At 59.9% G+C, this 21839-nt stretch carries 24 protein-coding genes, 1 tRNA gene, 1 pseudogene and 1 riboswitch; of the genes and pseudogenes, 15 read left to right on the plus strand and 11 right to left on the minus strand.

Annotated features, from left to right (window positions below; all coding sequences use genetic code 11):
• Nucleotides 1-1095, minus strand: a 1095-nt coding sequence (locus tag PMI11_RS32635; RefSeq protein ID WP_007826095.1) for an L-serine ammonia-lyase, incomplete at its 3' end; no start/stop codon positions are given.
• Nucleotides 1096-1308: 213 nt separating this feature from the next.
• On the opposite strand from PMI11_RS32635, the gene PMI11_RS32640 reads away from it, so the two are divergent.
• Complete coding sequence (locus PMI11_RS32640; protein WP_037072622.1) at nucleotides 1309-2076, plus strand: DUF599 domain-containing protein; 768 nt, start codon at nucleotides 1309-1311, stop codon at nucleotides 2074-2076.
• A complete protein-coding gene (locus PMI11_RS32645; protein ID WP_007826102.1) occupies nucleotides 2077-3096 on the plus strand; it encodes a heparan-alpha-glucosaminide N-acetyltransferase in 1020 nt (339 codons plus the stop codon). It abuts the gene before it with no gap.
• Between the two features lie 11 nt (nucleotides 3097-3107).
• On the opposite strand, the gene PMI11_RS32650 is transcribed toward PMI11_RS32645, so the two are convergent.
• Both PMI11_RS32650 and mgtE read right to left on the minus strand, forming a co-directional pair.
• Nucleotides 3108-3500, minus strand: coding sequence for a MerR family transcriptional regulator (locus PMI11_RS32650; protein WP_007826104.1), 393 nt, complete (start codon nucleotides 3498-3500; stop codon nucleotides 3108-3110).
• A gap of 64 nt (nucleotides 3501-3564) precedes the next feature.
• Nucleotides 3565-4980 carry a magnesium transporter gene (gene mgtE, locus PMI11_RS32655; protein WP_007826107.1) on the minus strand — a complete coding sequence of 472 codons (1416 nt, stop codon included), beginning with the start codon at nucleotides 4978-4980 and terminating at the stop codon, nucleotides 3565-3567.
• A 242-nt stretch (nucleotides 4981-5222) separates the two neighbouring features.
• Here mgtE and PMI11_RS32660 point away from each other — a divergent pair, with 242 nt between their 5' ends.
• The 12 genes from PMI11_RS32660 to sugE all read left to right on the plus strand — a co-directional run bounded on the left by PMI11_RS32660 (nucleotide 5223) and on the right by sugE (nucleotide 14822).
• Complete coding sequence (locus PMI11_RS32660) at nucleotides 5223-5717, plus strand: peptide deformylase (protein ID WP_007826108.1); 495 nt, start codon at nucleotides 5223-5225, stop codon at nucleotides 5715-5717.
• Nucleotides 5718-5796: 79 nt separating this feature from the next.
• On the plus strand, nucleotides 5797-6294 hold the full coding sequence (locus PMI11_RS32665; RefSeq protein WP_007826111.1) for a BON domain-containing protein: 498 nt from the start codon (nucleotides 5797-5799) through the stop codon (nucleotides 6292-6294).
• Nucleotides 6295-6624: 330 nt separating this feature from the next.
• Nucleotides 6625-6996, plus strand: coding sequence for a hypothetical protein (locus tag PMI11_RS32670; protein ID WP_007826113.1), 372 nt, complete (start codon nucleotides 6625-6627; stop codon nucleotides 6994-6996).
• 173 nt (nucleotides 6997-7169) lie between these two features.
• Nucleotides 7170-7254 (plus strand) — tRNA-Leu (locus tag PMI11_RS32675).
• 266 nt (nucleotides 7255-7520) lie between these two features.
• Nucleotides 7521-8246, plus strand: a complete 726-nt coding sequence (gene lipB, locus PMI11_RS32680; protein ID WP_007826114.1) for a lipoyl(octanoyl) transferase LipB — start codon at nucleotides 7521-7523, stop codon at nucleotides 8244-8246.
• Between the two features lie 63 nt (nucleotides 8247-8309).
• A complete protein-coding gene (locus PMI11_RS32685; protein WP_007826115.1) occupies nucleotides 8310-9236 on the plus strand; it encodes a DMT family transporter in 927 nt (308 codons plus the stop codon).
• Nucleotides 9237-9333: 97 nt separating this feature from the next.
• Complete coding sequence (locus tag PMI11_RS32690; RefSeq protein ID WP_007826117.1) at nucleotides 9334-10038, plus strand: hypothetical protein; 705 nt, start codon at nucleotides 9334-9336, stop codon at nucleotides 10036-10038.
• 100 nt (nucleotides 10039-10138) lie between these two features.
• Nucleotides 10139-12148 (plus strand): acetyl-CoA carboxylase biotin carboxylase subunit, encoded by a 2010-nt coding sequence (locus PMI11_RS32695; RefSeq protein ID WP_007826119.1) that lies wholly within the window; start codon nucleotides 10139-10141, stop codon nucleotides 12146-12148.
• A gap of 135 nt (nucleotides 12149-12283) precedes the next feature.
• Nucleotides 12284-13411, plus strand: coding sequence for an S-(hydroxymethyl)glutathione dehydrogenase/class III alcohol dehydrogenase (locus PMI11_RS32700; RefSeq protein ID WP_007826120.1), 1128 nt, complete (start codon nucleotides 12284-12286; stop codon nucleotides 13409-13411).
• Nucleotides 13411-13884, plus strand: coding sequence for a GNAT family N-acetyltransferase (locus PMI11_RS32705; protein WP_007826121.1), 474 nt, complete (start codon nucleotides 13411-13413; stop codon nucleotides 13882-13884). The genes PMI11_RS32700 and PMI11_RS32705 overlap by 1 nt, the downstream gene beginning before the upstream one ends.
• A gap of 10 nt (nucleotides 13885-13894) precedes the next feature.
• A complete protein-coding gene (locus tag PMI11_RS32710) occupies nucleotides 13895-14338 on the plus strand; it encodes a YaiI/YqxD family protein (protein WP_007826122.1) in 444 nt (147 codons plus the stop codon).
• Nucleotides 14339-14507: 169 nt separating this feature from the next.
• Nucleotides 14508-14822: a quaternary ammonium compound efflux SMR transporter SugE gene (gene sugE / locus PMI11_RS32715; RefSeq protein WP_007826123.1), complete on the plus strand. Its 315-nt coding sequence runs from the start codon at nucleotides 14508-14510 to the stop codon at nucleotides 14820-14822.
• A gap of 60 nt (nucleotides 14823-14882) precedes the next feature.
• Here the strand turns inward: sugE and PMI11_RS32720 are convergent, their stop codons facing one another.
• The 7 genes from PMI11_RS32720 to crcB form a co-directional block, all read right to left on the minus strand.
• Nucleotides 14883-15278, minus strand: a complete 396-nt coding sequence (locus PMI11_RS32720; RefSeq protein ID WP_007826124.1) for a DoxX family protein — start codon at nucleotides 15276-15278, stop codon at nucleotides 14883-14885.
• A 128-nt stretch (nucleotides 15279-15406) separates the two neighbouring features.
• Nucleotides 15407-16939, minus strand: coding sequence for an acyl-CoA carboxylase subunit beta (locus PMI11_RS32725; protein ID WP_007826129.1), 1533 nt, complete (start codon nucleotides 16937-16939; stop codon nucleotides 15407-15409).
• A gap of 138 nt (nucleotides 16940-17077) precedes the next feature.
• Nucleotides 17078-17530, minus strand: coding sequence for a hypothetical protein (locus PMI11_RS32730; protein ID WP_007826131.1), 453 nt, complete (start codon nucleotides 17528-17530; stop codon nucleotides 17078-17080).
• Nucleotides 17531-17598: 68 nt separating this feature from the next.
• The gene (locus PMI11_RS32735) at nucleotides 17599-18384 is read right to left on the minus strand and encodes an ATP12 family chaperone protein (RefSeq protein ID WP_007826132.1); all 786 of its coding nucleotides are present in this window, start codon (nucleotides 18382-18384) and stop codon (nucleotides 17599-17601) included.
• A gap of 9 nt (nucleotides 18385-18393) precedes the next feature.
• A complete protein-coding gene (locus PMI11_RS32740) occupies nucleotides 18394-19047 on the minus strand; it encodes an HAD-IA family hydrolase (protein ID WP_007826133.1) in 654 nt (217 codons plus the stop codon).
• A complete protein-coding gene (locus PMI11_RS32745) occupies nucleotides 19044-20036 on the minus strand; it encodes an RluA family pseudouridine synthase (RefSeq protein ID WP_007826135.1) in 993 nt (330 codons plus the stop codon). Before PMI11_RS32745 ends, PMI11_RS32740 begins: the two co-directional genes overlap by 4 nt.
• A gap of 96 nt (nucleotides 20037-20132) precedes the next feature.
• The gene (gene crcB, locus PMI11_RS32750; RefSeq protein WP_007826137.1) at nucleotides 20133-20510 is read right to left on the minus strand and encodes a fluoride efflux transporter CrcB; all 378 of its coding nucleotides are present in this window, start codon (nucleotides 20508-20510) and stop codon (nucleotides 20133-20135) included.
• A 121-nt stretch (nucleotides 20511-20631) separates the two neighbouring features.
• Between crcB and PMI11_RS32755 the strand changes: the two genes are divergently transcribed.
• Nucleotides 20632-20895 (plus strand): hypothetical protein, encoded by a 264-nt coding sequence (locus PMI11_RS32755; protein WP_007826139.1) that lies wholly within the window; start codon nucleotides 20632-20634, stop codon nucleotides 20893-20895.
• Between the two features lie 65 nt (nucleotides 20896-20960).
• Here PMI11_RS32755 and PMI11_RS32760 read toward each other — a convergent pair.
• A pseudogene (locus tag PMI11_RS32760) lies at nucleotides 20961-21422 on the minus strand (copper chaperone PCu(A)C); the annotation flags it as partial.
• Nucleotides 21423-21696: 274 nt separating this feature from the next.
• Nucleotides 21697-21788, plus strand: a riboswitch (glycine riboswitch).
• Nucleotides 21789-21839: the final 51 nt, after the last annotated feature.

Consider the following 21839-nt stretch of genomic DNA (forward strand, 5'->3'; position numbering starts at 1 on the left):
GGCTGCCATGGCGGCGGCCGAGCCGACCTCGCCCTGACAGCCGACTTCCGCGCCCGAGATCGAGGCATTGTGCTTGATGATGCCGCCGATCGCAGCTGCGGTCAGCAGATAGTCGTGAATGCCCTTCCGGTCCCAGTCTTCGTGGAAATGCTCGTAGTAGCGGATCGTCGCGGGAATGACGCCCGCAGCGCCATTGGTCGGCGCCGTCACGACGCGCCCGCCGGCAGCATTCTCCTCGTTGACCGCCATCGCGTAGACACTGAGCCAGTCGTTGGCGAGCAGCGGGTTGACGCGGTTGCTGCGCCATTCTTCCTGCAGCTTGTCGTGAATATGCTTGGCCCGGCGCCTGACGTTGAGCCCGCCGGGCATGATGCCCTCGACCTTGAGCCCGCGCTCGATACAAGAGCGCATCGCTTCCCAGATGCGGTCGAGACCGGAATCCAGCTCCTCGCGGCTGCGTTGGCTTTCCTCATTGGCGCGCTTCATCTGCGCGATCGACAGGCCGGAACGTTCTGCCATTTCCAGCATCTGCTTGGCACTGGCGAAGGGGTAAGGCACCCTGTAAGTGCCTTGCGACGCCTTCTTGCGCGCCCGCATCTGCTCCAGCTCCGTATCGGTGACAACGAAGCCGCCGCCGACGGAATAATAGATGCGCTTGACGAGAAGCCGACCGTCCTTGTCATAGGCGGAGAAGCTCATGCCGTTGGCGTGACCCGGCAGCGGCTGCTTCTTGTCGAAGATCAGATCAGTTTTCGGCTGGAACTGGTAGGCTGAATGCCCCTCGGGCGTGATCCGGCCACTCTTTTCCACCCCATCGATGATCGCATCCATGCGATCGGGGTCGACCTTGTCGGGCGCCTCGCCCATCAGGCCGAGGATGACCGCCCTGCCCGTTCCATGGCCGATCCCTGTATGGGCAAGCGAACCGTGCAGGCTGACCTTGATGGCGGCCACCTGCGCGCCGGTGGTAGGACGCGGCCATTCGTTGGACAGGATGAGCTCAAGGAACCGGTTGGCAGCCGTCATCGGCCCCATCGTATGCGAGCTCGACGGCCCGACACCGATCTTGAACACATCGAATACCGAAAGAAACATGGCAGCGCCTTTTAAATTTCATGATGCAGACTATGCGAGTCCGGTTCCGCATCCGCGTGGCGGACCGACATCGCCTTGAACCGGTGCGACATCCGGCCGGACACTAATTCGAAGCGGCCCATCTTGCTAGTCATTCTCATCTTGCCGGTCATTGCAGCAATCGCATGCATATGTAGAGTGGCCACGTTTGATGCGGGAAATGAATCACTGATGATGACGACGGCGGATTATGTCGCGCTTGCCTTCTTTATCTCTATCTGGATGGGCTATTCGTGGCTGTTGCACGGCCAGACCTTCTTCGGGCGCACGAGCCTGACCCATGCCATGGCGGAGCGGCGGCGTGAATGGATATATAATTCCCTGCGCCGCGATTTGAAGATGATCGACACCCAGATCATGGCCGGGCTGCAGAATGGCACTGCTTTTTTCGCTTCCACATCCATTTTCGCGATCGGCAGCTGCTTCGCCTTGCTTGGCGCCACGGAAAAGGTGGATGCGGTCTTCGCCGACCTGCCTTTCGTCTTCCATAGCGGCCACGCCGTCTTCGAAATGAAGGTCGGCGGCCTTGCAGCCCTTTTCGGCTACGCTTTCTTCAAGTTCGGCTGGTCCTACCGCCTCTTCAATTATTGCACCATTCTCTTCGGCGGCATTCCGATGGTGCATGACACGGAGAAGGACATCATTGCCGCCGAGCGGGCTGCGGAGCGTGTCATCCGCATGAACGTCATCGCCGGCAGCCATTTCAACGAGGGTCTCAGAGCGATCTTCCTGTCGATCGGCTATCTCGGCTGGTTCATTAACCCCTATGTTTTCATGGGTACGACATCAATCGTGGTTTTCGTCCTCACCCGCCGGCAATTCTTTTCGGAAGCGCGCCTTGCCATCATGGACGCAAACCTGCCACCAAATCTCCACCTTTCTCCTGTTCAGCGCAACAAGCCGTCAGCGAGTGACGGTGACGAGCTGTCCGAGGGATTGTGAATGATAGTGTCGGCAACGGAAGCGGCGGCTGACGCAAAACCGCCGCGTATAGGCCTTGTGGATACGGTGCGTGGCGCGGCGCTCATTGCCATGGCCACTTACCATTTCAGCTGGGATCTGGAGTTCATGGGCTACCTTACGCCCGGAACGGCCGAGAGTGGCTGGCTGAAGATCTATGCCCGGGCGATCGCCACCACCTTCCTCTTCATCGTTGGTGTCAGTCTGGTCCTCTCCAGCCGGCCGGACATTCGCTGGCCTTCCTTCTGGAAGCGTTTCGCCATGATCGCCGGCGCGGCCGTGGTGATATCGGCAGCGACAGCCTATTTCGTGCCCGGCGGATGGATCTATTTCGGCATCCTGCATTCCATCGCGGTTCTGAGCCTGATCGGTGTGGTCTTCCTGCGCCTGCCCTTGCCCGTGACCCTGCTCGTCGCGCTGGCGCTGTTCGTGGCCTGGATCGCCGATGCCTTCGTGATGCCCGGTGTGCTGGATTCGCACCTGTTCGACCCGAAATATCTGGCCTGGATCGGCTTTGCGGCCACGCCAGACCGGTCGAACGATTTTGTGCCGCTCTTCCCCTGGGCAACGCCCTTCTTCCTCGGCATGGGCCTCGCGCGTCTTTCCTTCCGCACGAACCTGCCGCGGAAGCTGGCATCATTGGGCACGGGTGGAACATGGCTCGCGCGCCTTGGCCGCCACAGCCTCACCTTCTACCTCATCCACCAACCGGTGCTGATCGCCATCGCCTATGGCCTGACCTTCATCGTCGCGCCGCCAAAGCCCGATCCGGCCGCGACCTATCTGCGCCAATGCAACACGTCCTGCTCGGTCGAGCAGGGCGAAGCGCTCTGCCGCAGCTTCTGCCAGTGCACGCTCGATCAGTTGCAGGCGCAGCAACTCTTCACGCCGTTCCAGGCCGGCGAGGTCAAGGCGGATGATGAGCGGATCATGGCGCTTGCCAGCCAGTGCAGCGCCGAAATAGAGCCCGCGCCGCAGACGCAGCCCGAGCCCCAACAGTGATCAAGCAATAATCAGGTCGTGACGCCGATTTCGGCGAGGCGGCCGAGGCAGGCCTCTTCGATATTGTCGAGCTCTGTGATCGTCTCGTCGATATCCTTGCGCTTCTGGCGCAGGTCTTCGCGCTTCTCGTCCACGCGCTTCATCAGAAGCTTGAGCTGGCCGAGCTCGCCCGGCGGCTCCTTGTAGACCTGAATGATTTCGCGGATTTCGGCAATGGTGAAGCCGATGCGCCGGCCGCGCAGGATTTCCTGAATGAGGCGCCGGTCGGCGGGCCGGAACAACCGGGTGCGTCCGCGGCGCTCCGGATGGATCAAACCCTCGTCTTCGTAGAAGCGAAGCGTTCGCGTCGACACTCCGAATTCGCGCGTCAGCTCCGTTATGGTATAATACTTGTTCACTAGCATCTCATCCCCGTCATCGACCCGGCATAATATTGACTTTTACGTAATAGTCAATTTCGGCATCTGTTCAGATGCCGAACCACCATGTCGCGAGGCCGAGAAAGGCGAAGAAGCCGGTACAGTCGGTGACGGTCGTGACGAACACGGACGAGGCGATCGCCGGGTCCGCCCCCATCTTGTCGAGCAGCAGCGGCAGCAGGATGCCGGCAAGCGCCGCCGCAATCAGATTGATGATCATTGCCGCTCCGATGACGGCGCCGAGCTGGTAATTGTGGAACCAGGTGCCGGCGATCATGCCCAGCAGCAAGGCGAAGAGCATTCCGTTCAGGATGCCGACCCCCGCCTCTCTGCGGATGATGCGGCCGGCATTGTAGATATCGAGGTCGCGGGTCGCGAGCGCACGCACCGTCACGGTCATGGTCTGTGTGCCCGCATTGCCGCCCATGGAGGCGACGATCGGCATCAGCACCGCAAGCGCGATCATCTTCTCGATCGAGCCGTCGAACAGCCCGATGACGCTGGCAGACAGCATCGCCGTGCCGAGATTGATCAGCAGCCACAGGAAGCGCGAACGCACGGTCGAGATCACGTTATCTGACAGTTCTTCGTCGCCGACACCGCCGAGGCGCTTGATGTCCTCGTCCGCCTCTTCATGGATCACGTCGACCACGTCATCGATGGTGAGCACGCCGACGAGCCGTTCGTTTTCGTCGACGACGGCGGCGGAGAGAAGGTCATACTGTTCGAAGAGTTGGGCCGCCTCTTCCTGGTCCATCTCGGCGGGGATCGGATGGTTTGTTTCCCGCATGATGGTTTCGATCTTCATCTGCCGCTTGGTGCGCAGGATCTGGTCGAGATCGACCGCGCCGAGCAGCTTGAAGGTCGGGTCGATGACGAAGATCTGCGAGAAGGAATAGGGCAGATCCTCTTCGTCGCGCATATAGTCGATCGTCTGCCCGACCGTCCAGAATGGCGGCACGGCGACGAATTCCGTCTGCATGCGGCGGCCGGCCGAGCTTTCGGGATAGTCGAGCGCGCGGCGAAGGCGGACCCGCTCCGTGAACGGCAGCTGCGCGAGGATCTCTTCCCGGTCTTCCTGGTCGAGGTCTTCAAGAATGTAGACGGCGTCGTCCGAATCCAGTTCGCCGATGGCCGCCGCAATCTGCTCGTTCGGCAATTGGTCGACGATCTCGCGGCGGATCGTCTCGTCCACCTCGGTCAGCGCCGTCATGTCGAAATCGTCGCCGAGCAAGCGCACCAGCGCCAGGCGCTGATCCGGCTGCAGCGATTCCAAGAGGTCGCCTATTTCCGATTCGTGCAGGCGCGCGACATTCTGGCGCAAAAACAGCGTGTCGCGGTCGGCGATGGCCGCACCCAGACGCGCCAGGAAATCGCTGCGCACATTGCCGTCTTCGTTATAGATATCGACGTCTTCGTCGGTCGGACGTTTGCGATTGCGGTCTTCCGTGTCGGTCGTCGTCATATGCCGCCCTCGCATCTCAATTTGATTTCAAAGACTAACGAGCCGCATTCGAGAATGTCGGCTGAAAATGCATTGTCAACAAGCGGATAAGCGAATTCCGCCCTGCCCTTGTGCCGCCGGAATCCTCATTGACCAGCTAGCCGAAAGCATTTCTGCCGTAAAGCGCAAACCTATGCTTTCTGATGACAATGCCTGCGGTCGGTTATAGTTTCCGCTGCCATTTGCCGAAAGGAAGCTTAACTGTGCCGATCCGCTCGATTCTCCGCTATCCGCATCCCGGCCTGAAGACGGTCTGTGCGCCCGTGACGGTGTTCGATTCGGCCCTGTCGCAGCTGGCCGACGATCTGCTGCTGACGATGCATGCAGCCCCCGGCGTCGGCATAACCGCCGCCCATATCGGCGTCTTCCAGCGTCTGACGGTGCTGGAGCTCGACAAGGCGGACGGCGTGCGCATCTACGCCAATCCCGAGATCACGTGGTTTTCGGATGAGACGATGGTTCACATGGAAGGCAGCGTCTCCATGCCCGGCGCAACGGACGAGGTCTCGCGCCCGAAGGCAATTAGGTTCCGCTATCAGGATCTGGATGGCCATCAGCAAGAAGAAGAGGCATCGGATTTCCTCTCCATCTGTATCCAGCATGAAGTCGACCAGCTCGACGGCATTTTCTGGCTGCAGCGCCTGTCACGGCTGAAGCGTGATCGGTTGATCAGGAAATGGGAAAAGACGAAAAGCTGAGAGCCGCGCCACTATCGGGCGAACCAACGGCACCCTTCCGGCGTTTGTCTTGCAGAATGAAAACCGGAAGGAGACGGAAATGCCCGGTACCAATGACAAGTCCTCGCTTTCCCGCGAAGAGGATTACCGCGACTTCGAAGCGCGCAATCTGGACGACGGCTGGCCCTATGCCGACGGAAGCGGCGCCAAAGCTGCCGGTAGCGAAAACCGCGCCTATGGCGAAACCTCGGCCAATTTCGACCGTGACCGCAACAGCGGCTTCCGCATCGATGGCACGGACGAGGACGGCAATGAAAACCGCCTGAAGGATTCGCTTGAGCCTCATACAATCGACCGCGACGAGAGTGACGATCTCGAAGCCCGCGTGACCGAGACTCTGGAGAATATCCCCGACGTGGATATCGACAGTGTGGAAGTCCACGCCGACGGCCATACCGTGACGCTGGAGGGTTCCGTCGAAACAATCGGCATCGCCCGCAAGGTAGAGCTCGCCGCCCTGTCGGTGGATGGTGTTCGTCGCGTGCGCAACCGGCTGCAGATGACAGGTGTCGATGCCCACATCCCGAACGAGGATTAAGGCCGAAAAACACAAAGTTGCCGCATTTGAAAACCGGAAAGCGACCTGCTTTCCGGTTTTTGTGTCTCTAAAATTACAAATAGTTAATCAATTAAAGATTGCAGGATTGTCATGTTGGCGAAAGCCCTGACATCTCAGGTGATTAACTGTGCCGGCTAAGGTAACGAACCCCTCAAGAGCATTGACAAATATGTGATTTCATTTGGACAAAACGTCGCAAGATGGCTGTCATCATTCTCACAAAATTGCCCGAATTGGGGAGCGGACTCGATCTTGCCGAGGGTTGGTTTTGCGTTGTTGAATTCAACAACAGATTGAGGAGATAGACCCATGCGCATGAAATTCGCCGTCGCCGCCACCGTGTTTGCCGTCAGCATGGCAAGTGCCGCTTTCGCGCAGCCGAAATTTATGGACGATTATTCCAACAATGGTGATGGCCTCTACCAGACGCCGGTCGCGCCGGCAAAGCCCGTCCACTACCCGACGCATGTGGCCCCCCCGGCCTATTCCAGCGACTATACGAATGACAGCGACGGCTTCGCGCCGGCCGCGATGGCCAAGCCCGCGAAAGTCGACAATACCGCGACCGCCAGCATCAAGCCGCTTCCGGATTGCCACAGCATGATTGGCCCGAAGGGCTCGCACCAGAAAGGTGCCGATAGCGGTGCAAGCCGCACAGAGGCATGCCGCGCAATGCATTGACATGATCTAAGAAAGGGCCGGTTTCCGGCCCTTTTCCTTGTAAATTCAACGTCCCTCGCCACGTAATCCACACCTCCGACAAGCTTTTAAAAAAAACTGTCACATCGCGCTTGTGTCCGTCTGAGGCTTTTGCTACATGCTGCCTCGCCGACGCAAATCGGCTCTACCACGATGCGGTCGTGGCGGAATTGGTAGACGCGCAGCGTTGAGGTCGCTGTGGGGCAACCCGTGGAAGTTCGAGTCTTCTCGACCGCACCAAAGAAACCCGCTCCGGCGGGTTTTTTCTTTTTTGGCCATAGGCTTAGTTCTCCGGTCCTGATGTCCTTGCCGCAAGACGTAGCGCGCGACAGCCCCTCCCGCCGATACCGCCCCTCGTGGATATCACAGCAAAACCTGCTGGCACCGGCTGATTGCGCCTGTGATATGGCTGCCCGGCGCAAAGGGCGATTGAATCGCTCTGCGCCTGCGTCCATATAGAAGCCCGCGCCCGCCCTCTCCATTTGCGGATAGCGCCAAGGACTGCCATGCTACGCACCGATCTCGATTTCTCCATGCTCCCCAAACTTGGCTCGCGCCCCGTTCGCTGGCGCATCGCCGATGGGCTCGTTCCCTATCAGGAAGCGGTGGAGACGATGGAACGGGAAGTGGCTGATATTGCAGATGGCGGCGACGAACTCGTCTGGCTGCTGGAGCATCCGCCGCTTTATACGGCCGGCACCAGCGCCGATGCGAAGGATCTCGTCCAGCCGGATCGTTTTCCGGTCTTTGCCACCGGCCGCGGTGGCGAGTATACCTATCACGGCCCCGGCCAGCGGGTGGCCTATGTCATGCTCGATCTCAAACGTCGCCGGCAGGATGTGCGTGCCTTCGTCGCAGCACTGGAAGAGGTCATCATCCGCACGCTCGATTCGATGAATGTGCGCGGTGAACGCCGCGAAGATCGCGTCGGCGTCTGGGTCCGCCGGCCGGAGAGACCCTTGCTGCCTGACGGCACCATGGCGGAAGACAAGATTGCGGCACTCGGCATCCGCCTGCGCAAATGGGTGACCTTCCACGGCCTGTCGCTCAACGTCGATCCCGATCTCGATCATTTCAGTGGCATCATACCCTGCGGTATCTCGGCCTATGGCGTCACCAGCCTCGTCGATCTTGGCCTGCCGGTCATGATGACCGATGCTGATATCCGCTTGCGCGCCGCCTTCGAAGAAATCTTCGGCGAAACCGTCAACGATACCGCACACTGTCCCTGATTGCCGTCCTTGATTGCCCAGGCTTCCTGTGGTTGATGACATCATCCGCAAGAAGCAGCCATCATGTCCGAATCTCCCTCCGCACAGAATCCGCTCCAGGGCATGGCCATCATGGCCGGTGCCATGGCCATCCTGCCGACAATGGATGCGATCGCCAAATATATGGCGACCTTCGAGGGCATGTCGCCCGGACAGGTGACTTTCTACCGCTTCTTCTTCCAGCTCGTCTGCACGCTGCCGATCCTCTTTGCCATGTTCGGCACGCGGGCTCTGTCGGCCAAGCGCCCGTGGATGAACCTGCTGCGCGGCGCGCTGCATGGTGCGGCGAGCCTGCTCTTCTTCGTCGCGGTCAAATACATGCCGCTCGCAGATGTCTTCGCCATCTATTTCGTCGAGCCTTTTATGCTGACGGCGCTTTCTGCGCTTTTCTTGGGAGATAAGGTCGGCTGGCGGCGCTGGATGGCAATCGTCGTCGGTTTCGGCGGCGCCATGATCGTCATCCAGCCGAGCTATGAGATCTTCGGCCTGAAGGCACTGCTGCCAGTCTTCTGCGCCTTCCTCTTCTCGCTCTATCTCTTCCTCAATCGCGCCATCGGCGAGGCGGATTCGCCGCTAACCATGCAGACCATGTCCGGCATTGGCGGCACGATCTTCATGGCGGGCGCAATGTTTGTCGGAAGTAGCCTCGGCAATGCCGACTTCACGCCCTCCCTGCCCGCCTCCTGGCTCGGCCTCCTCCTGCTGCTGATCCTCGGCACGATCTCGGGCTATGCGCACATGCTGGTCGTTAAGGCTTTCCGTCTGGCGCCGCTCTCGCTGCTCGCGCCGTTCCAGTATTTCGAGATTATTTCGGCGACCGTGCTCGGCTACGCCCTCTTCGGCGATTTTCCGAATGTTTCCAAATGGATCGGCATCGCCATCATCGTTGCATCGGGGCTTTTTATCATCTGGCGCGAGCGGCTGCAGGCGCGATCACTAAAATCCGCATGAAATGCGGCATCGAAGGTTAACCCTGCTTCTTGAGGGATCTTCAATTCGGGATCGCTAAAACCATTTCCGACTTCATGATGAAGTCTGGAGATAAAACATGAGTGAGTTCCGTCTCGCTTTTCCGGCGTGTGTCATCGCCGGGAAGCATCGGCTGACGGCCGAAGACATAGTGCTGCTGCGCAGACACACCTTTCCGGAGGGAATCCGGACATCCGATCATGTCGTGGTGATGTTGGCGCTCAATAATTCCTGCCCCGAAAAATGCGCCGAATGGAACACGTTCTTCGTTGAACAGCTGGCAGGCTTCATCGTCGATTATACCTATCCGCAGGGCTCGCTGGACGAGATCAATGTCGCATGGATCATGCGCATGTTCACGACCGACGGCGTCGTCAATTCCGCACTCGAGCTCGAGCTCATCCTGCACGTCATGGAACTCAGCGCTCATGTGCCTGATGAGCTGCGGGCGCTAGCGCTCGACCAGCTCCGCCTGGCGCTCGGCGAGGATATCGGCGGTTACAAGCTGACCCGCGCCACCGACCGCCGGAACATTACGCGGCAGGATGTGGATTACGTCATGCGCGTTTTGAGGAGTGTCAGCGAAGGCGGCGTCATCGGCGTTTCGTCGATCGAATATGGCGTCCTGCAGCGCATCGAGACGACAACGCTATCAGGCGCCAATCATCAGCGCTGGGGCGAGATCATGGCTTCGGTCGAACTCAGGGATTATGCCCAGCCGAGACGCAGCCGCTGGCTGCGCATCATCGACGAAGAGCCTGTCGCCGCTGCCGCAGTTGCCTGATCTCCCAAATCTTCAGACTGCCTCTGATTCTTCAGCCCAATTGTGCGTTCCGGCTTTTTATGCGTAAAACTCCGGAACGCATTTCCTGGGTGGAGACTCGATGTTCAAGAAAATCCTGATCGCGAATCGCGGCGAGATTGCCTGCCGCGTGATCAAAACCGCGCGCCGCATGGGCATTGCCACCGTTGCGGTCTATTCGGATGCGGATCGGGATGCCCTGCATGTCGAAATGGCCGATGAGGCCGTCCATATCGGCCCAGCCCCTGCTGCCGAAAGCTATCTGGTTGCCGACAGGATTATCGCCGCCTGCAAGGAGACTGGTGCTGAAGCCGTGCATCCAGGCTACGGCTTCCTGTCCGAACGTGCCTCCTTCTGCGAGGCGCTGGAGAAGGAAGGCGTTGTTTTCATCGGCCCGAAGCCCAAAGCGATCATGGCGATGGGCGACAAGATCGAATCGAAGAAATTCGCCAATGCCGCCAAGGTCTCGACGGTGCCCGGCTATCTCGGCGTCATCGAGGATGCACCTCACGCCGAAAAGATCGCGGCCGAGATCGGTTATCCCGTGATGATCAAGGCGTCGGCCGGCGGCGGCGGCAAGGGCATGCGCATTGCCTGGAACGAAGCGGAAGTGCGCGACGGTTTCGACCGCGCCCGCTCGGAAGCCAAAAGCTCCTTTGGCGACGACCGCGTCTTCATCGAGAAATATGTCGTCGATCCGCGCCATATCGAAATCCAGGTTCTGGCGGATGCCCATGGCAATGTCGTCTATCTCGGCGAGCGCGAATGCTCCATCCAGCGCCGGAACCAGAAGGTTGCCGAAGAAGCGCCCTCGCCTTTCCTCGACGAAAAGACGCGGGCCGCCATGGGCGCGCAGTCGGTGGCGCTGGCAAAGGCCGTCGACTATCAGAGCGCCGGCACGGTGGAATTCATCGTTGATCGCGACCGCAATTTCTATTTCCTCGAAATGAACACCCGCCTGCAGGTCGAGCATCCGGTGACGGAACTGGTGACCGGCATCGATCTCGTCGAGCAGATGATCCGCATCGCCGCCGGCGAGAAGCTGCCCTTCGCCCAGAAGGACGTCAAGCTAAAGGGCTGGGCGGTCGAAAGCCGCCTCTATGCGGAAGATCCCTACCGCAACTTCCTGCCCTCGATCGGCCGCCTGACGCGCTATCGGCCGCCGGCAGAGGGCCGCAATGGCGATGTGATCATCCGCAACGATACCGGCGTCTTCGAAGGCGCTGAAATCTCCATGTATTACGACCCGATGATCGCCAAGCTTTGCACCTGGGCGCCGAGTCGCCTGCAGGCGGTGGAAGCGATGGGACAGGCGCTCGACGCCTTCGTGGTCGATGGCATCGAGCATAATGTCCCCTTCCTCTCGGCGCTGATGAAACATCCGCGCTGGCGTGAAGGGCGTCTTTCCACCGGCTTCATCGCTGAGGAATATCCTGAGGGCTTTGCGCCGATCGCGCCGGATGCTTCGGAGGAGGCAGCCCTTGCTGCCATCGCGCTGTCGGCGACCCTGGTCGATGCTATCAGGCGCGAAGGCTTCGCCGATCGCCTGCGTCACCCCAGCGGCCCGCTCCGCGAAGAATGGGTCGTCAAGCTCGGCGGCAATTATGTGCCGGTCAAACTGGTCGATGGCCTCGTCACCATTCCCTTCGAAATGGAAATGGAGGTCGGCGGCCGCACGGAAACCGTTGTCACCGATTGGAGACCGAGCGATCCGGTCTGGCACGGCAGGGTCGCCAGCCGGCAGGTGACGGCGCAGATCCGCCCGATCCTCAACGGCCTGCGCATCGACTGGCAGGGCCTGTCGGTCAAGGCGCGTGTCTTTACGCCCCGCCATGCCGAGCTTGACCGTCTGATGCCCGTCAAGCTGCCGCCCGATACGTCCAAGCTGCTGCTTTGCCCCATGCCCGGCCTCGTCGTTTCCATTGCCGTCTCCGAGGGCCAGGAGATCAAGGCGGGCGAAACGCTTGCCGTGGTAGAAGCCATGAAGATGGAAAACGTGCTGCGTGCCGAGCGCGACCTCGTTGTCGGCAAGATCAAGGCCGCTCCCGGCGAGAGCCTCGCGGTCGATGCCGTCATCATGGAATTCGCCTAAAGCCTGATGCATAAATTCAAAGAGGAAGAGCGGCCTGCATCCGGATGGATCCACGGCTCTCTCGATCTTTTTCCGCTTGAGCCGTCCTTGCCGGGCGTGCAAGAGTCCGACACGCAAATCACGAGGAGATCGAAGATGGATGTTCGCGCCGCCGTTGCCGTTCAGGCAGGAAAACCGCTCGAGGTCATGACCGTTCAGCTGGAGGGTCCGAAGGCCGGCGAAGTGCTGGTCGAGGTCAAGGCGACGGGCATCTGCCACACCGATGATTTCACCCTCTCCGGCGCTGATCCGGAAGGCCTCTTCCCGGCAATCCTCGGCCATGAGGGCGCAGGCATCGTCGTCGACGTCGGCCCGGGCGTCACGTCCGTGAAGAAGGGCGACCACGTCATTCCGCTCTACACGCCGGAATGCCGCGAGTGCTATTCCTGCACCTCGCGCAAGACCAATCTCTGCACCTCGATCCGCGCGACCCAGGGCCAGGGCGTGATGCCGGATGGCACCTCCCGCTTCTCGATCGGCAAGGACAAGATCCACCACTATATGGGCTGCTCGACTTTCTCCAACTTCACTGTCCTGCCGGAGATCGCCGTTGCCAAGGTCAATCCGGACGCGCCCTTCGACAAAATCTGCTACATCGGCTGCGGTGTGACGACCGGCATCGGTGCCGTCATCAACACGGCCAAGGTCGAGATGGGCGCGACGGCCATCGTCTTCGGTCTCGGCGGTATCGGCCTCAACGTTCTGCAGGGTCTGCGTCTTGCCGGTGCCGATATGATCATCGGTGTCGATATCAACCCGGATCGGAAGGCATGGGGCGAGAAGTTCGGCATGACGCATTTCGTCAACCCGAAGGAAGTCGGTGACGACATCGTGCCCTATCTCGTCAACATGACGAAGCGCCACGGCGACCTGATCGGCGGCGCCGATTACACGTTCGATTGCACCGGCAACACCAAGGTCATGCGCCAAGCGCTGGAAGCGAGCCACCGCGGCTGGGGCAAGTCCATCATCATCGGCGTCGCAGGCGCCGGCCAGGAGATCTCGACGCGTCCCTTCCAGCTCGTCACCGGCCGCAACTGGATGGGTACGGCCTTCGGTGGTGCCCGCGGTCGCACCGACGTGCCGAAGATCGTCGACTGGTACATGGAAGGCAAGATCCAGATCGACCCGATGATCACACACACAATGCCGCTCGAAGACATCAACAAGGGCTTCGATCTTATGCACAAGGGTGAAAGCATCCGTGGCGTCGTGGTCTATTGATGGCCACGCCTGCCTACATGGCCGACCTCAAGGGTCTCGATGAGCTCTCCGCGCGGGAGCTCTACGATCTCTTGAGGATGCGTGTCGACGTCTTCGTCGTCGAGCAGAACTGCCCCTATGCGGAACTCGACGGCAAGGATATCGACGCCCTGCATCTGCGGCTGCTGGATGACGGCGAACTGCTCGGCTCGACGCGGCTCCTGAAGCCATACAGCGCGCAGGATCCGGTAAAGATCGGCCGCGTCGTCGTCTCGCCCGCCCATCGCGGCAAGCGGCTCGGCGATGCGCTGATGACCGAATCGATCGCTGCCTGCGAGCGGCTTTATCCGGAAAATCCCATCGCGCTTTCGGCGCAGGCGCATCTGCGCCGCTTCTACGAGTCCTTCGGTTTCGTGAAAACCTCGGAGGAATATCTGGAAGACGGCATCCCTCATCTCGACATGGTTCGCCAGCCGGCCGCCCAGCCGGTGTGAGGATATTGCCATGATCTATGTCGATGCGGATGCCTGCCCCGTCAAACCCGAAATCCTGAAAGTGGCCGAACGCCTCGGCATGGAAGTGACCTTCGTCGCCAATTCGGGCCTCCGCCCATCGCGCGATCCGATGGTGCGCAACGTCATCGTCTCCAACGCCTTCGACGCTGCCGACAATTGGATTGCCGACAATACCGGTCCGACAGATGTCGTCGTCACCGCCGATGTGCCGCTTGCGGTCCGTTGCGTTGCCAAGGGCTCCTTCGTCACAGGCCCGACCGGTCGCGTCTTTGATGAAACCAATATCGGCATGGCAAGCGCCATGCGTGATCTCGGCGCGCATCTGCGTGAAACCGGCGAGAGCAAGGGCTACAACGCTTCCTTCAGCCCGAAGGACCGTTCGCGTTTCCTGGAAACCTTCGACCGTCTCTGCCGCAGGGCAAAGAATGCGTGATCATCGCCTCGCGCGCTGAAATCGGGTGGCATGGCAGCTATGCCAATTCCTAGCTTGAACTCAGCCGTTCCCTCGCACATATGAGATGTGACGCAGACGACTGCGGCGCTCGGACTTATCCGGGTCGCAAAGTCGCGGGGACGGCCTCGCTCTTGACAAGGAGAGTATGATGGCCTGGCTTCTGCTTTTTCTCGCTGGCCTTTTTGAATGCGGTTGGGCAATCGGTCTGAAATATACCGATGGCTTCACCCGTCCGATGCCGACGATCCTCACGGTCATTTCCATGGTGGTGAGTGTCATTCTGCTCGGTCTTGCCGTCAAAAGCCTGCCGATCGGCACCGCTTATGCGATCTGGACCGGTATCGGCACGGTCGGCACCGTGCTGCTCGGCGTCTGGCTACTGGGGGACGCAGCAAGCGCCTCTCGTCTGATTTGCATCGCGCTGATCGTCGCCGGCATTGCCGGGCTCAAAATGACGGCCTGAAAAGAAATATCTGAAATGAAGAAGAGGCTGCGGGCGATGAACCACCCGCAGCCTCTTCTGTTAGGCAGATGCGTTTCTGTTATCGACGGACCAGGCGCCTGCGCCGGCGAAGAACAGGTAGAGGAACACGAAGCAGAACAGGATGGCCGCATCACCCTGATTGACTGCGGGGAAGAAGCTGTGTGGCATATGGGCCATGAAATAGGCAATCGCCATTTCACCCGCCAGCAGGAAGGCCACCGGCCGTGTTGCGAAGCCGATGAGAATGAGGATACCGCCAAAGGTTTCCAGCAGTGCCGCGATCAGGAACAAAGTGGACAGCGGGCCGTCGCCCTGCGCTGCCGGGAAGCCGAAAAGCTTCATCGTTCCGTGCTCGATGAACAGAAGCGCGGTCATAATTCTGAGAGCGGCCAGACCATAGGGGCGGTAGGCGGATAGACGCTCGAAAGTTGACATAAAGACTCTCCTTAAGGGTGTACTGCCGAGCGTTACCGTGTCTCTAACAGGGATTGAAGACACAGTTTGCTGACAGGCGTTCACAACTTCGACAGTGGATAAACACCTGAAGAACCTCCTTTATTCGTTCACAACGGGATGTTGTCGTGCTTCTTCCAGGGATTGCTGAGATCCTTGTTCCGAAGCATCTTCAGGCCGCGAGCCAGCCGGCGCCGTGTCGAATGCGGCATGATCACTTCGTCGACATAGCCGCGCTCGGCCGCCACGAACGGTGACAGGAAGCGATCCTCGTACATCTTCGTATGCGCCGCGATCTTCCCGGGATCTGCGATATCCTTGCGGAAGATGATCTCGACCGCGCCCTTGGCGCCCATGACGGCGATCTGCGCCGTCGGCCAAGCATAGTTGAGATCGCCCCGCAGATGTTTCGACGCCATCACGTCATAGGCGCCGCCGAAGGCCTTGCGGGTAATGACCGTCAGCTTCGGTACCGTCGCTTCCGCATAGGCGAAAAGCAGCTTGGCGCCATGCTTGATGAGCCCGCCATATTCCTGCGCCGTGCCCGGCAGGAAGCCCGGCACATCGACGAAGGTGACGATCGGAATGTTGAAGCAGTCGCAGAAGCGCACGAAACGCGCCGCCTTGCGCGAGGCGTCGCTGTCGAGCACGCCGGCAAGCACCATCGGCTGATTGGCGACGAAACCGACAGTCGAGCCCTCGATGCGCCCGAAGCCGCAGACGATGTTCTTGGCGAAACTCGCCTGGATCTCGAAGAAATCCCCCTCGTCCGCCACCTTCTGGATCAATTCCTTGATGTCGTAGGGCTTGTTGGCATTGGCCGGGATCAACGTATCCAGCGAATTATCGGCATCGGTCACCGACTGGTAACATTCGATCTCCGGCACCGGCGACGTGTTCGACTGCGGCAGAAAATCGATAAGCCGGCGCACCTGCAGGAGCGTATCGACATCATTGTCATAGGCGCCGTCGGCAATCGAGGAGCGCGTCGTATGCACGCTCGCGCCGCCGAGTTCTTCGGCCGTAACAGTCTCGTTGGTGACTGTCTTCACCACATCCGGACCGGTCACGAACATGTAGGACGTATCGCGCACCATGAAGATGAAATCCGTCATGGCAGGCGAATAGACGTCGCCACCGGCGCACGGTCCCATGATGACGGAGATCTGCGGAATAACGCCCGAGGCCAGCACATTGCGCTGGAAGACCTCGGCATAACCGCCAAGGGCCGCGACACCTTCCTGAATGCGCGCGCCGCCCGCATCATAGATGCCAATGATCGGCGCGCGGTTCTTCAGCGCCATATCCTGCACCTTGATGATCTTCTCGGCATGGGCTTCCGAAAGCGAGCCGCCAAAGACGGTGAAATCCTTGGCGAAGACGAAAACGGTGCGGCCGTTGACCGTGCCCCAGCCGGTCACCACGCCGTCGCCGGCAATGCGGCTCTTGTCCATGCCGAAATCGGTGGAGCGGTGCTCCACGAACATGTCGAACTCTTCAAAGGAATCTTCGTCGAGAAAGAGATCGATGCGTTCGCGTGCCGTCAGCTTGCCGCGCTGGTGCTGCGCGTCGATGCGCGCCTGTCCGCCGCCGAGACGGGCGATACCACGGCGGCGTTCGAGCTCTTCCAGAATATCCTTCATGATCTCCCCCCGCCGCTGTTGACGGCCGATTTTACAGCTAGAGCAATTCCAGCAAAAGTGTGCAGCTGTTTTGCGTCCGGAATTGCGTTAATACAAAGAGATAGATCATTTCCGGGTTTCGAAGAAAAACGAAATGATCTAGCGTCCGCTGAGTGCGAAGGCGGAGCGCACGCGCGCGGCGATATCTTCCGCCAGAATGTCGTCAGCCAGAACAGGATCGGCGGTTAAGCTTGTGACTTCGAAGGAGGTCACGGCGATCACAGATCCGTCTTCCACGGAGGCGGCATCGATGCTCACCTTCGCAACATTGCGGTCCTTTTGGAAGCCGAGGCCCTTTGCGATGGAAACGATGCGGATCGTCAGCACCACACGCGGCAATTCGCTGGTACGGACCGTCGCGCGAATCGCGGCATTGACACGATCGCTGATGCCGGAAAGCAATTCCGCCGACATAGTCGTGCTCGAGAGCACGACGGCGCTGCGCACGTCATAGACAGGCTTTTCCTGCTTCTTTGGCATAAGGCTAGCGCAGGCCGTCAGCGCCACGCATGCAAGCGCTATCAGGCAAAATCTCGACCTCGGCCAATTCATTCCAAATTCCCGCATATCCCCGTCTGGAGTCGCAGATTTGGTCATAAAGCCCATCAAGGCAATATGATTCAGGCCCTTAGCGCGAAAAAAACATCCGTTGCGGCTTTGAAATCCTCAAAACGTTTAGCGCGGCGCTGTTCGGCTTCCTCGTCGCTTCCCCAATGTTCGATGGTCCAGTCTTCATCGAGATGGGCGAGCGACCAGGCTTCGTCAGGCGTGATCTCGCCTTCGGCAATGGCAAGCGCCAGCAGCGCCGAACCGGTGATTGTCGTCACCGTGTGGAGGGCTGCCAGTTCCAGTGCGCTGTCGTGCCGGCGCAGTGCCGAGCCGAAGGCGGCGATTGCCTCGCGCGGCTGCTCGTGATGCATGACGCCTTCGACGAGGATGAAGCGCGCCCCGAGATCGGCCGCTGCCCAGTCGAGTACCGGATCCCAGCGCTCGGTCTGCCGCTTCACCAGTTCTTGCGGACTCTCGGCGCGGTAACACAGCAGATCGCTCGAGGAGAAGCGCAGGATGTCTTCGAGCACGGCCTGCGTATCGGTCGCCACGCCATCGATCGCCGTATTGACGAGGCGGGTGACCGGCATCATCGAGGGGTCGATCACCTCGGCCTGTGCATCCCATTCGGCGGCTACAAGCCTTGCCAGCACCTCATTCGGCAGCGCCAGTACTTGCCTTGCCGGCGTGCGCACGGCCTTGCCATCGAGCGCAATGGCGAAGGCCTCCTCATGCGGCACTACGGAAACCGTCTGATAGAAACGTTTCGGCAGTGGTTTCTTCATCTGGATCTGCGCGCGGCGGATCGGATCGGAATGACTGAGACCTTCGGAAAGGTCGTTCAGCAGGTCGCGCATGGGCTCACCTCAGGAAAAATGGCGCAATATCTCGTTCGGATGGTACGCGATCGCATCGGCGCCGTTGGCGATCAGCTCATCCACGCTGGCATAGCCCCAGGCTACGCCGATCGCCTTGGCGCCGGCGGCTTTTGCCATTTGCATATCGTAAATCGCGTCACCAATGACAATGGTATCAGCAGCATTCATGCCGGTTTCGTCGCAGCATTCGCTCACCATGGCCGGATGCGGCTTGGAGGGGCAATCGTCGGCGGTCCGCGCGACGGTGAAATATTTGTCGAAGCCATGCGTCTCCATCACGAGCTTCAGCCCGCGCCGGGACTTGCCAGTCACCGCGCCGATCAGCAGATCCTCGCGCCCGCTGATTGCGTCGATCATCTCGCGGATGCCGGCAAACAGTGGTTCCCGGTAATCGAGATCCCGGCGCACGACGGAGAACAGCGATTTGTAATGCGCCGTCATGTCGATATCTTCCTGCTCGACATGCGGCCTGCCCTGCATGCGGGCGATCGCGATATCGAGCGACAGGCCGATAATGGCCTTGGTGTCTTCAAATCGCGGTTCCGGCTTGCCGAACTTATTGAAGGTGCGGCGCATCGTTTCATGGATCAGCCCGGCGCTGTCGACCAGCGTGCCGTCGCAATCAAAAAGTGCGAGCTTCATTCGCTGTCCCTTTCGGCGCCTGCGAGGTCGAGACCGAGGAGGTTCCACGTCTGCACCATATGCGGTGGCAGCGGCGCGCTGATGCGAAGGCGCCCGCCCGAGGGGTGCGGGATGTCGATATGACGCGCGTGCAGATGCAGCTTCTTCTGGATGCCGCCGGGGAAATCCCAGTTGGGATCATCGTCGTAATATTTCGGATCGCCGATGATCGGGTGGCCGATATGCAGTGCATGGACGCGCAGCTGGTGGGTGCGGCCGGTATAGGGCTCCATCTCCAGCCATGCGAGGTTCTGTGCCGCCGTCTCCAGCACGCGGTAGAAGGAAACCGCGTGATCGGCGCCATCCTCGCCGTGCTTGGCAATGCGCATGCGGTCGCCGTCGGCCGTCGGTTCCTTGACGAGCCAGGTCGAGATCTTGTCCTCGTGCTTGCGCGGCACGCCCTTGACCAGCGCCCAGTAGGTTTTCTTGGTGTCGCGTTCGCGGAAGGCGGCCGTCAGCTTCTGGGCTGCACCGCGCGTGCGGGCAATGACGAGCACGCCTGATGTATCGCGATCGAGGCGGTGAACGAGGCGTGGCTTCTCGCCCTTCGGACTGGTCCAGGCTTCGAGCATCTGGTCGATGTGCCTTGCGACACCGGAGCCGCCCTGCACAGCAAGTCCGGGCGGCTTGTTGAGGACGATGACCTTCTCGTCTTCATGCAGCACCATGCGGGAGAGAAGCTCGAAATCGCTTGAATGCTTGAGATCCTTGCCGGCGATCGGCCCCGATTTCGCCTTGGCATCGACATCGAGTGGCGGTATGCGCACCATCTGGCCGGGCTGCACACGCGCATCCGATTTGACGCGGCCGCCATCGACACGCACCTGGCCGGAGCGCAGCAGCTTCTGCAGAGGGCCGAAGCCGAGCCCCGGATAGTGGATCTTGAACCAGCGGTCGAGCCGCATGCCCGCTTCGTCGGGCTCCACCTTGATGTGTTCTATACCTGCCATGGAATTCTTTCGGAAAATATGGGCGCGGTCGGAGCCGGTGCCTCTCTTGCCGCTGCCTTTAGAGCATTTTTCACAAAACGGAAATCGGAATCGAAATCAGAGCAACACGCGCATCAGGCCGAGGCCGGCCATGACAGCAACCATCGAAAGCCCGACGCTTGCTGCGATATAGATGCCCCCGGCAAAAACCTCGCCGCGTTCGAAGAGTGATATCGCATCTAGCGAGAAAGCGGAGAAGGTGGTGAAGCCGCCGAGGAAGCCCGTGATCAGTAGGAGCCGCAGCTCCACCGATGCATTGAAACGGCGCATGATCATCTCGGCAAAGATACCGATGATGAAACAGCCGACGACATTGACGATCAACGTTCCCCAGGGGAAGCCGGGCCCCATGAGCCGCAGCGAGCCCAGACCGACATAATATCTCAGAAGCGATCCGATTGCGCCGCCGATCGCGACGAGAAAAGCCTGGAACATGCCTCCGGTTTATTGCGATTCCGCCCTGATTCCAATCGCATCTGTGGAATTCTTACCATCCGGTAAAATGCGAATTATTTTCTTAAGCCGAATGCGAAGATCGCACCTGTATGACGGGCGCATGACACAGCTTGTTTCCATATCGGCGAACACCGCTGCCCTCGCCTTCGAGTCCTTGCGCATTCCTCAGCGCGTGGCGACGGGCACGGCTGCACGCGAGGCCCGCAAGATCGCGGAACGCCAGCTCAATCAAAGTGGTGCGGATCCGGAAGAAGCCACCAATATCATCCAGAACACGGAAGTCGCGCTTGATCTGATGACCAAGGGCTTTCGTCAGCCGCAGGCCGGGTTGCAGCAGGCTCTACAATCCTATGAGGATGTCTGAGATTTAAATATTGCTGGGAGGAGCAAGGCCCGCGACTTTGGTCGCGGGCTTTTGTTTTTCAGCGTTTATTTGCCCTGCGCCGACAGCACGTTTAACACGAGATCAACCTTTCCGGCCTTTTCGAAAGTCAGTGTGACCGGTACTTTGTCGCCTTGCTTGAACGGCGTCTTCACCTTCTGGAACATCAGATGCAGGTTGCCAGGCGAAAGCTCCACGGTCTGGCCCGCGGGAACCGCAATGCCATCCTTCAGCTCACGCATCTTCATGACATTGTCCTTCATGGCCATCTCGTGAAGCTGCACCGCGCCGGCATTGGGCGACGTGACTGACACAAGGCGGTCATCGGTGGAGCCGTTGTTCTTCACTGTGAGGAAGCCGCCACCGACGGGTTGGCCGGGCAGCATCGCCTTGGCAAAACCGCCGGAGACTTCGAGATCGCCGACTTTCACCACGTCGCCGTCAGCGGCCATGCTCATGGAGCCCATGTTGCCCATGTCCATGCCCTGCATGTGCTGATGGTCCTGGCCGATAGCGGATCCGGCAAAGCCGCAAGCGCAAAGCAGCGCTGCAAAAGCTGATGTCCTGACAATCTTCATCGAATATCTCCTCGCTCTCAGAGCCTTTGCTGATCTGAATGTTTCAATCTGATCAGGAAAGGCTCTCGGCTGCCGATAGCCAATTTCGCCTGCGAATGCAAAAGCCGATTTGCCGCGGACCGCAACCGGCTTTTAAAAGCCGCGACAAAAATTTGTGCGGTCGCGACATTTTGCTTGCCAAGCCCTGCCGCCCCCGGATAATTGCCGCAACCTTGTTGGGAGAATCCGGCACGAGATGCCGGTGCCGAAGGAGCAACCGCCCCGGAAACTCTCAGGCAAAAGGACCACAAGGGGCAGACGGAACTCTGGAGAGAGGCGTTCTCGAAACGTCCGCCGAAGGGATAACAA

It is taken from the genome of Rhizobium sp. CF142, from assembly GCF_000281145.1.
Taxonomy (GTDB): Bacteria; Pseudomonadota; Alphaproteobacteria; order Rhizobiales; family Rhizobiaceae; genus Rhizobium.

What these genes read in the sequence shown, in the direction of transcription:
- PMI11_RS32705 (WP_007826121.1), top strand. Translation starts at nt 13,411, where the DNA reads ATGGCCACGCCTGCCTACATGGCCGACCTCAAGGGTCTCGATGAGCTC.
- sugE (WP_007826123.1), top strand. Translation starts at nt 14,508, where the DNA reads ATGGCCTGGCTTCTGCTTTTTCTCGCTGGCCTTTTTGAATGCGGTTGG.
- PMI11_RS32725 (WP_007826129.1), bottom strand. Translation starts at nt 16,939, where the DNA reads ATGAAGGATATTCTGGAAGAGCTCGAACGCCGCCGTGGTATCGCCCGT.
- PMI11_RS32755 (WP_007826139.1), top strand. Translation starts at nt 20,632, where the DNA reads ATGACACAGCTTGTTTCCATATCGGCGAACACCGCTGCCCTCGCCTTC.
- PMI11_RS32735 (WP_007826132.1), bottom strand. Translation starts at nt 18,384, where the DNA reads ATGCGCGACCTGCTGAACGACCTTTCCGAAGGTCTCAGTCATTCCGAT.
- mgtE (WP_007826107.1), bottom strand. Translation starts at nt 4,980, where the DNA reads ATGACGACGACCGACACGGAAGACCGCAATCGCAAACGTCCGACCGAC.
- lipB (WP_007826114.1), top strand. Translation starts at nt 7,521, where the DNA reads ATGCTACGCACCGATCTCGATTTCTCCATGCTCCCCAAACTTGGCTCG.
- PMI11_RS32720 (WP_007826124.1), bottom strand. Translation starts at nt 15,278, where the DNA reads ATGTCAACTTTCGAGCGTCTATCCGCCTACCGCCCCTATGGTCTGGCC.
- PMI11_RS32670 (WP_007826113.1), top strand. Translation starts at nt 6,625, where the DNA reads ATGCGCATGAAATTCGCCGTCGCCGCCACCGTGTTTGCCGTCAGCATG.
- PMI11_RS32685 (WP_007826115.1), top strand. Translation starts at nt 8,310, where the DNA reads ATGTCCGAATCTCCCTCCGCACAGAATCCGCTCCAGGGCATGGCCATC.
- PMI11_RS32745 (WP_007826135.1), bottom strand. Translation starts at nt 20,036, where the DNA reads ATGGCAGGTATAGAACACATCAAGGTGGAGCCCGACGAAGCGGGCATG.
- PMI11_RS32690 (WP_007826117.1), top strand. Translation starts at nt 9,334, where the DNA reads ATGAGTGAGTTCCGTCTCGCTTTTCCGGCGTGTGTCATCGCCGGGAAG.
- PMI11_RS32695 (WP_007826119.1), top strand. Translation starts at nt 10,139, where the DNA reads ATGTTCAAGAAAATCCTGATCGCGAATCGCGGCGAGATTGCCTGCCGC.
- PMI11_RS32710 (WP_007826122.1), top strand. Translation starts at nt 13,895, where the DNA reads ATGATCTATGTCGATGCGGATGCCTGCCCCGTCAAACCCGAAATCCTG.
- PMI11_RS32645 (WP_007826102.1), top strand. Translation starts at nt 2,077, where the DNA reads ATGATAGTGTCGGCAACGGAAGCGGCGGCTGACGCAAAACCGCCGCGT.
- PMI11_RS32650 (WP_007826104.1), bottom strand. Translation starts at nt 3,500, where the DNA reads ATGCTAGTGAACAAGTATTATACCATAACGGAGCTGACGCGCGAATTC.
- crcB (WP_007826137.1), bottom strand. Translation starts at nt 20,510, where the DNA reads ATGTTCCAGGCTTTTCTCGTCGCGATCGGCGGCGCAATCGGATCGCTT.
- PMI11_RS32730 (WP_007826131.1), bottom strand. Translation starts at nt 17,530, where the DNA reads ATGAATTGGCCGAGGTCGAGATTTTGCCTGATAGCGCTTGCATGCGTG.
- PMI11_RS32640 (WP_037072622.1), top strand. Translation starts at nt 1,309, where the DNA reads ATGACGACGGCGGATTATGTCGCGCTTGCCTTCTTTATCTCTATCTGG.
- PMI11_RS32665 (WP_007826111.1), top strand. Translation starts at nt 5,797, where the DNA reads ATGCCCGGTACCAATGACAAGTCCTCGCTTTCCCGCGAAGAGGATTAC.
- PMI11_RS32740 (WP_007826133.1), bottom strand. Translation starts at nt 19,047, where the DNA reads ATGAAGCTCGCACTTTTTGATTGCGACGGCACGCTGGTCGACAGCGCC.
- PMI11_RS32700 (WP_007826120.1), top strand. Translation starts at nt 12,284, where the DNA reads ATGGATGTTCGCGCCGCCGTTGCCGTTCAGGCAGGAAAACCGCTCGAG.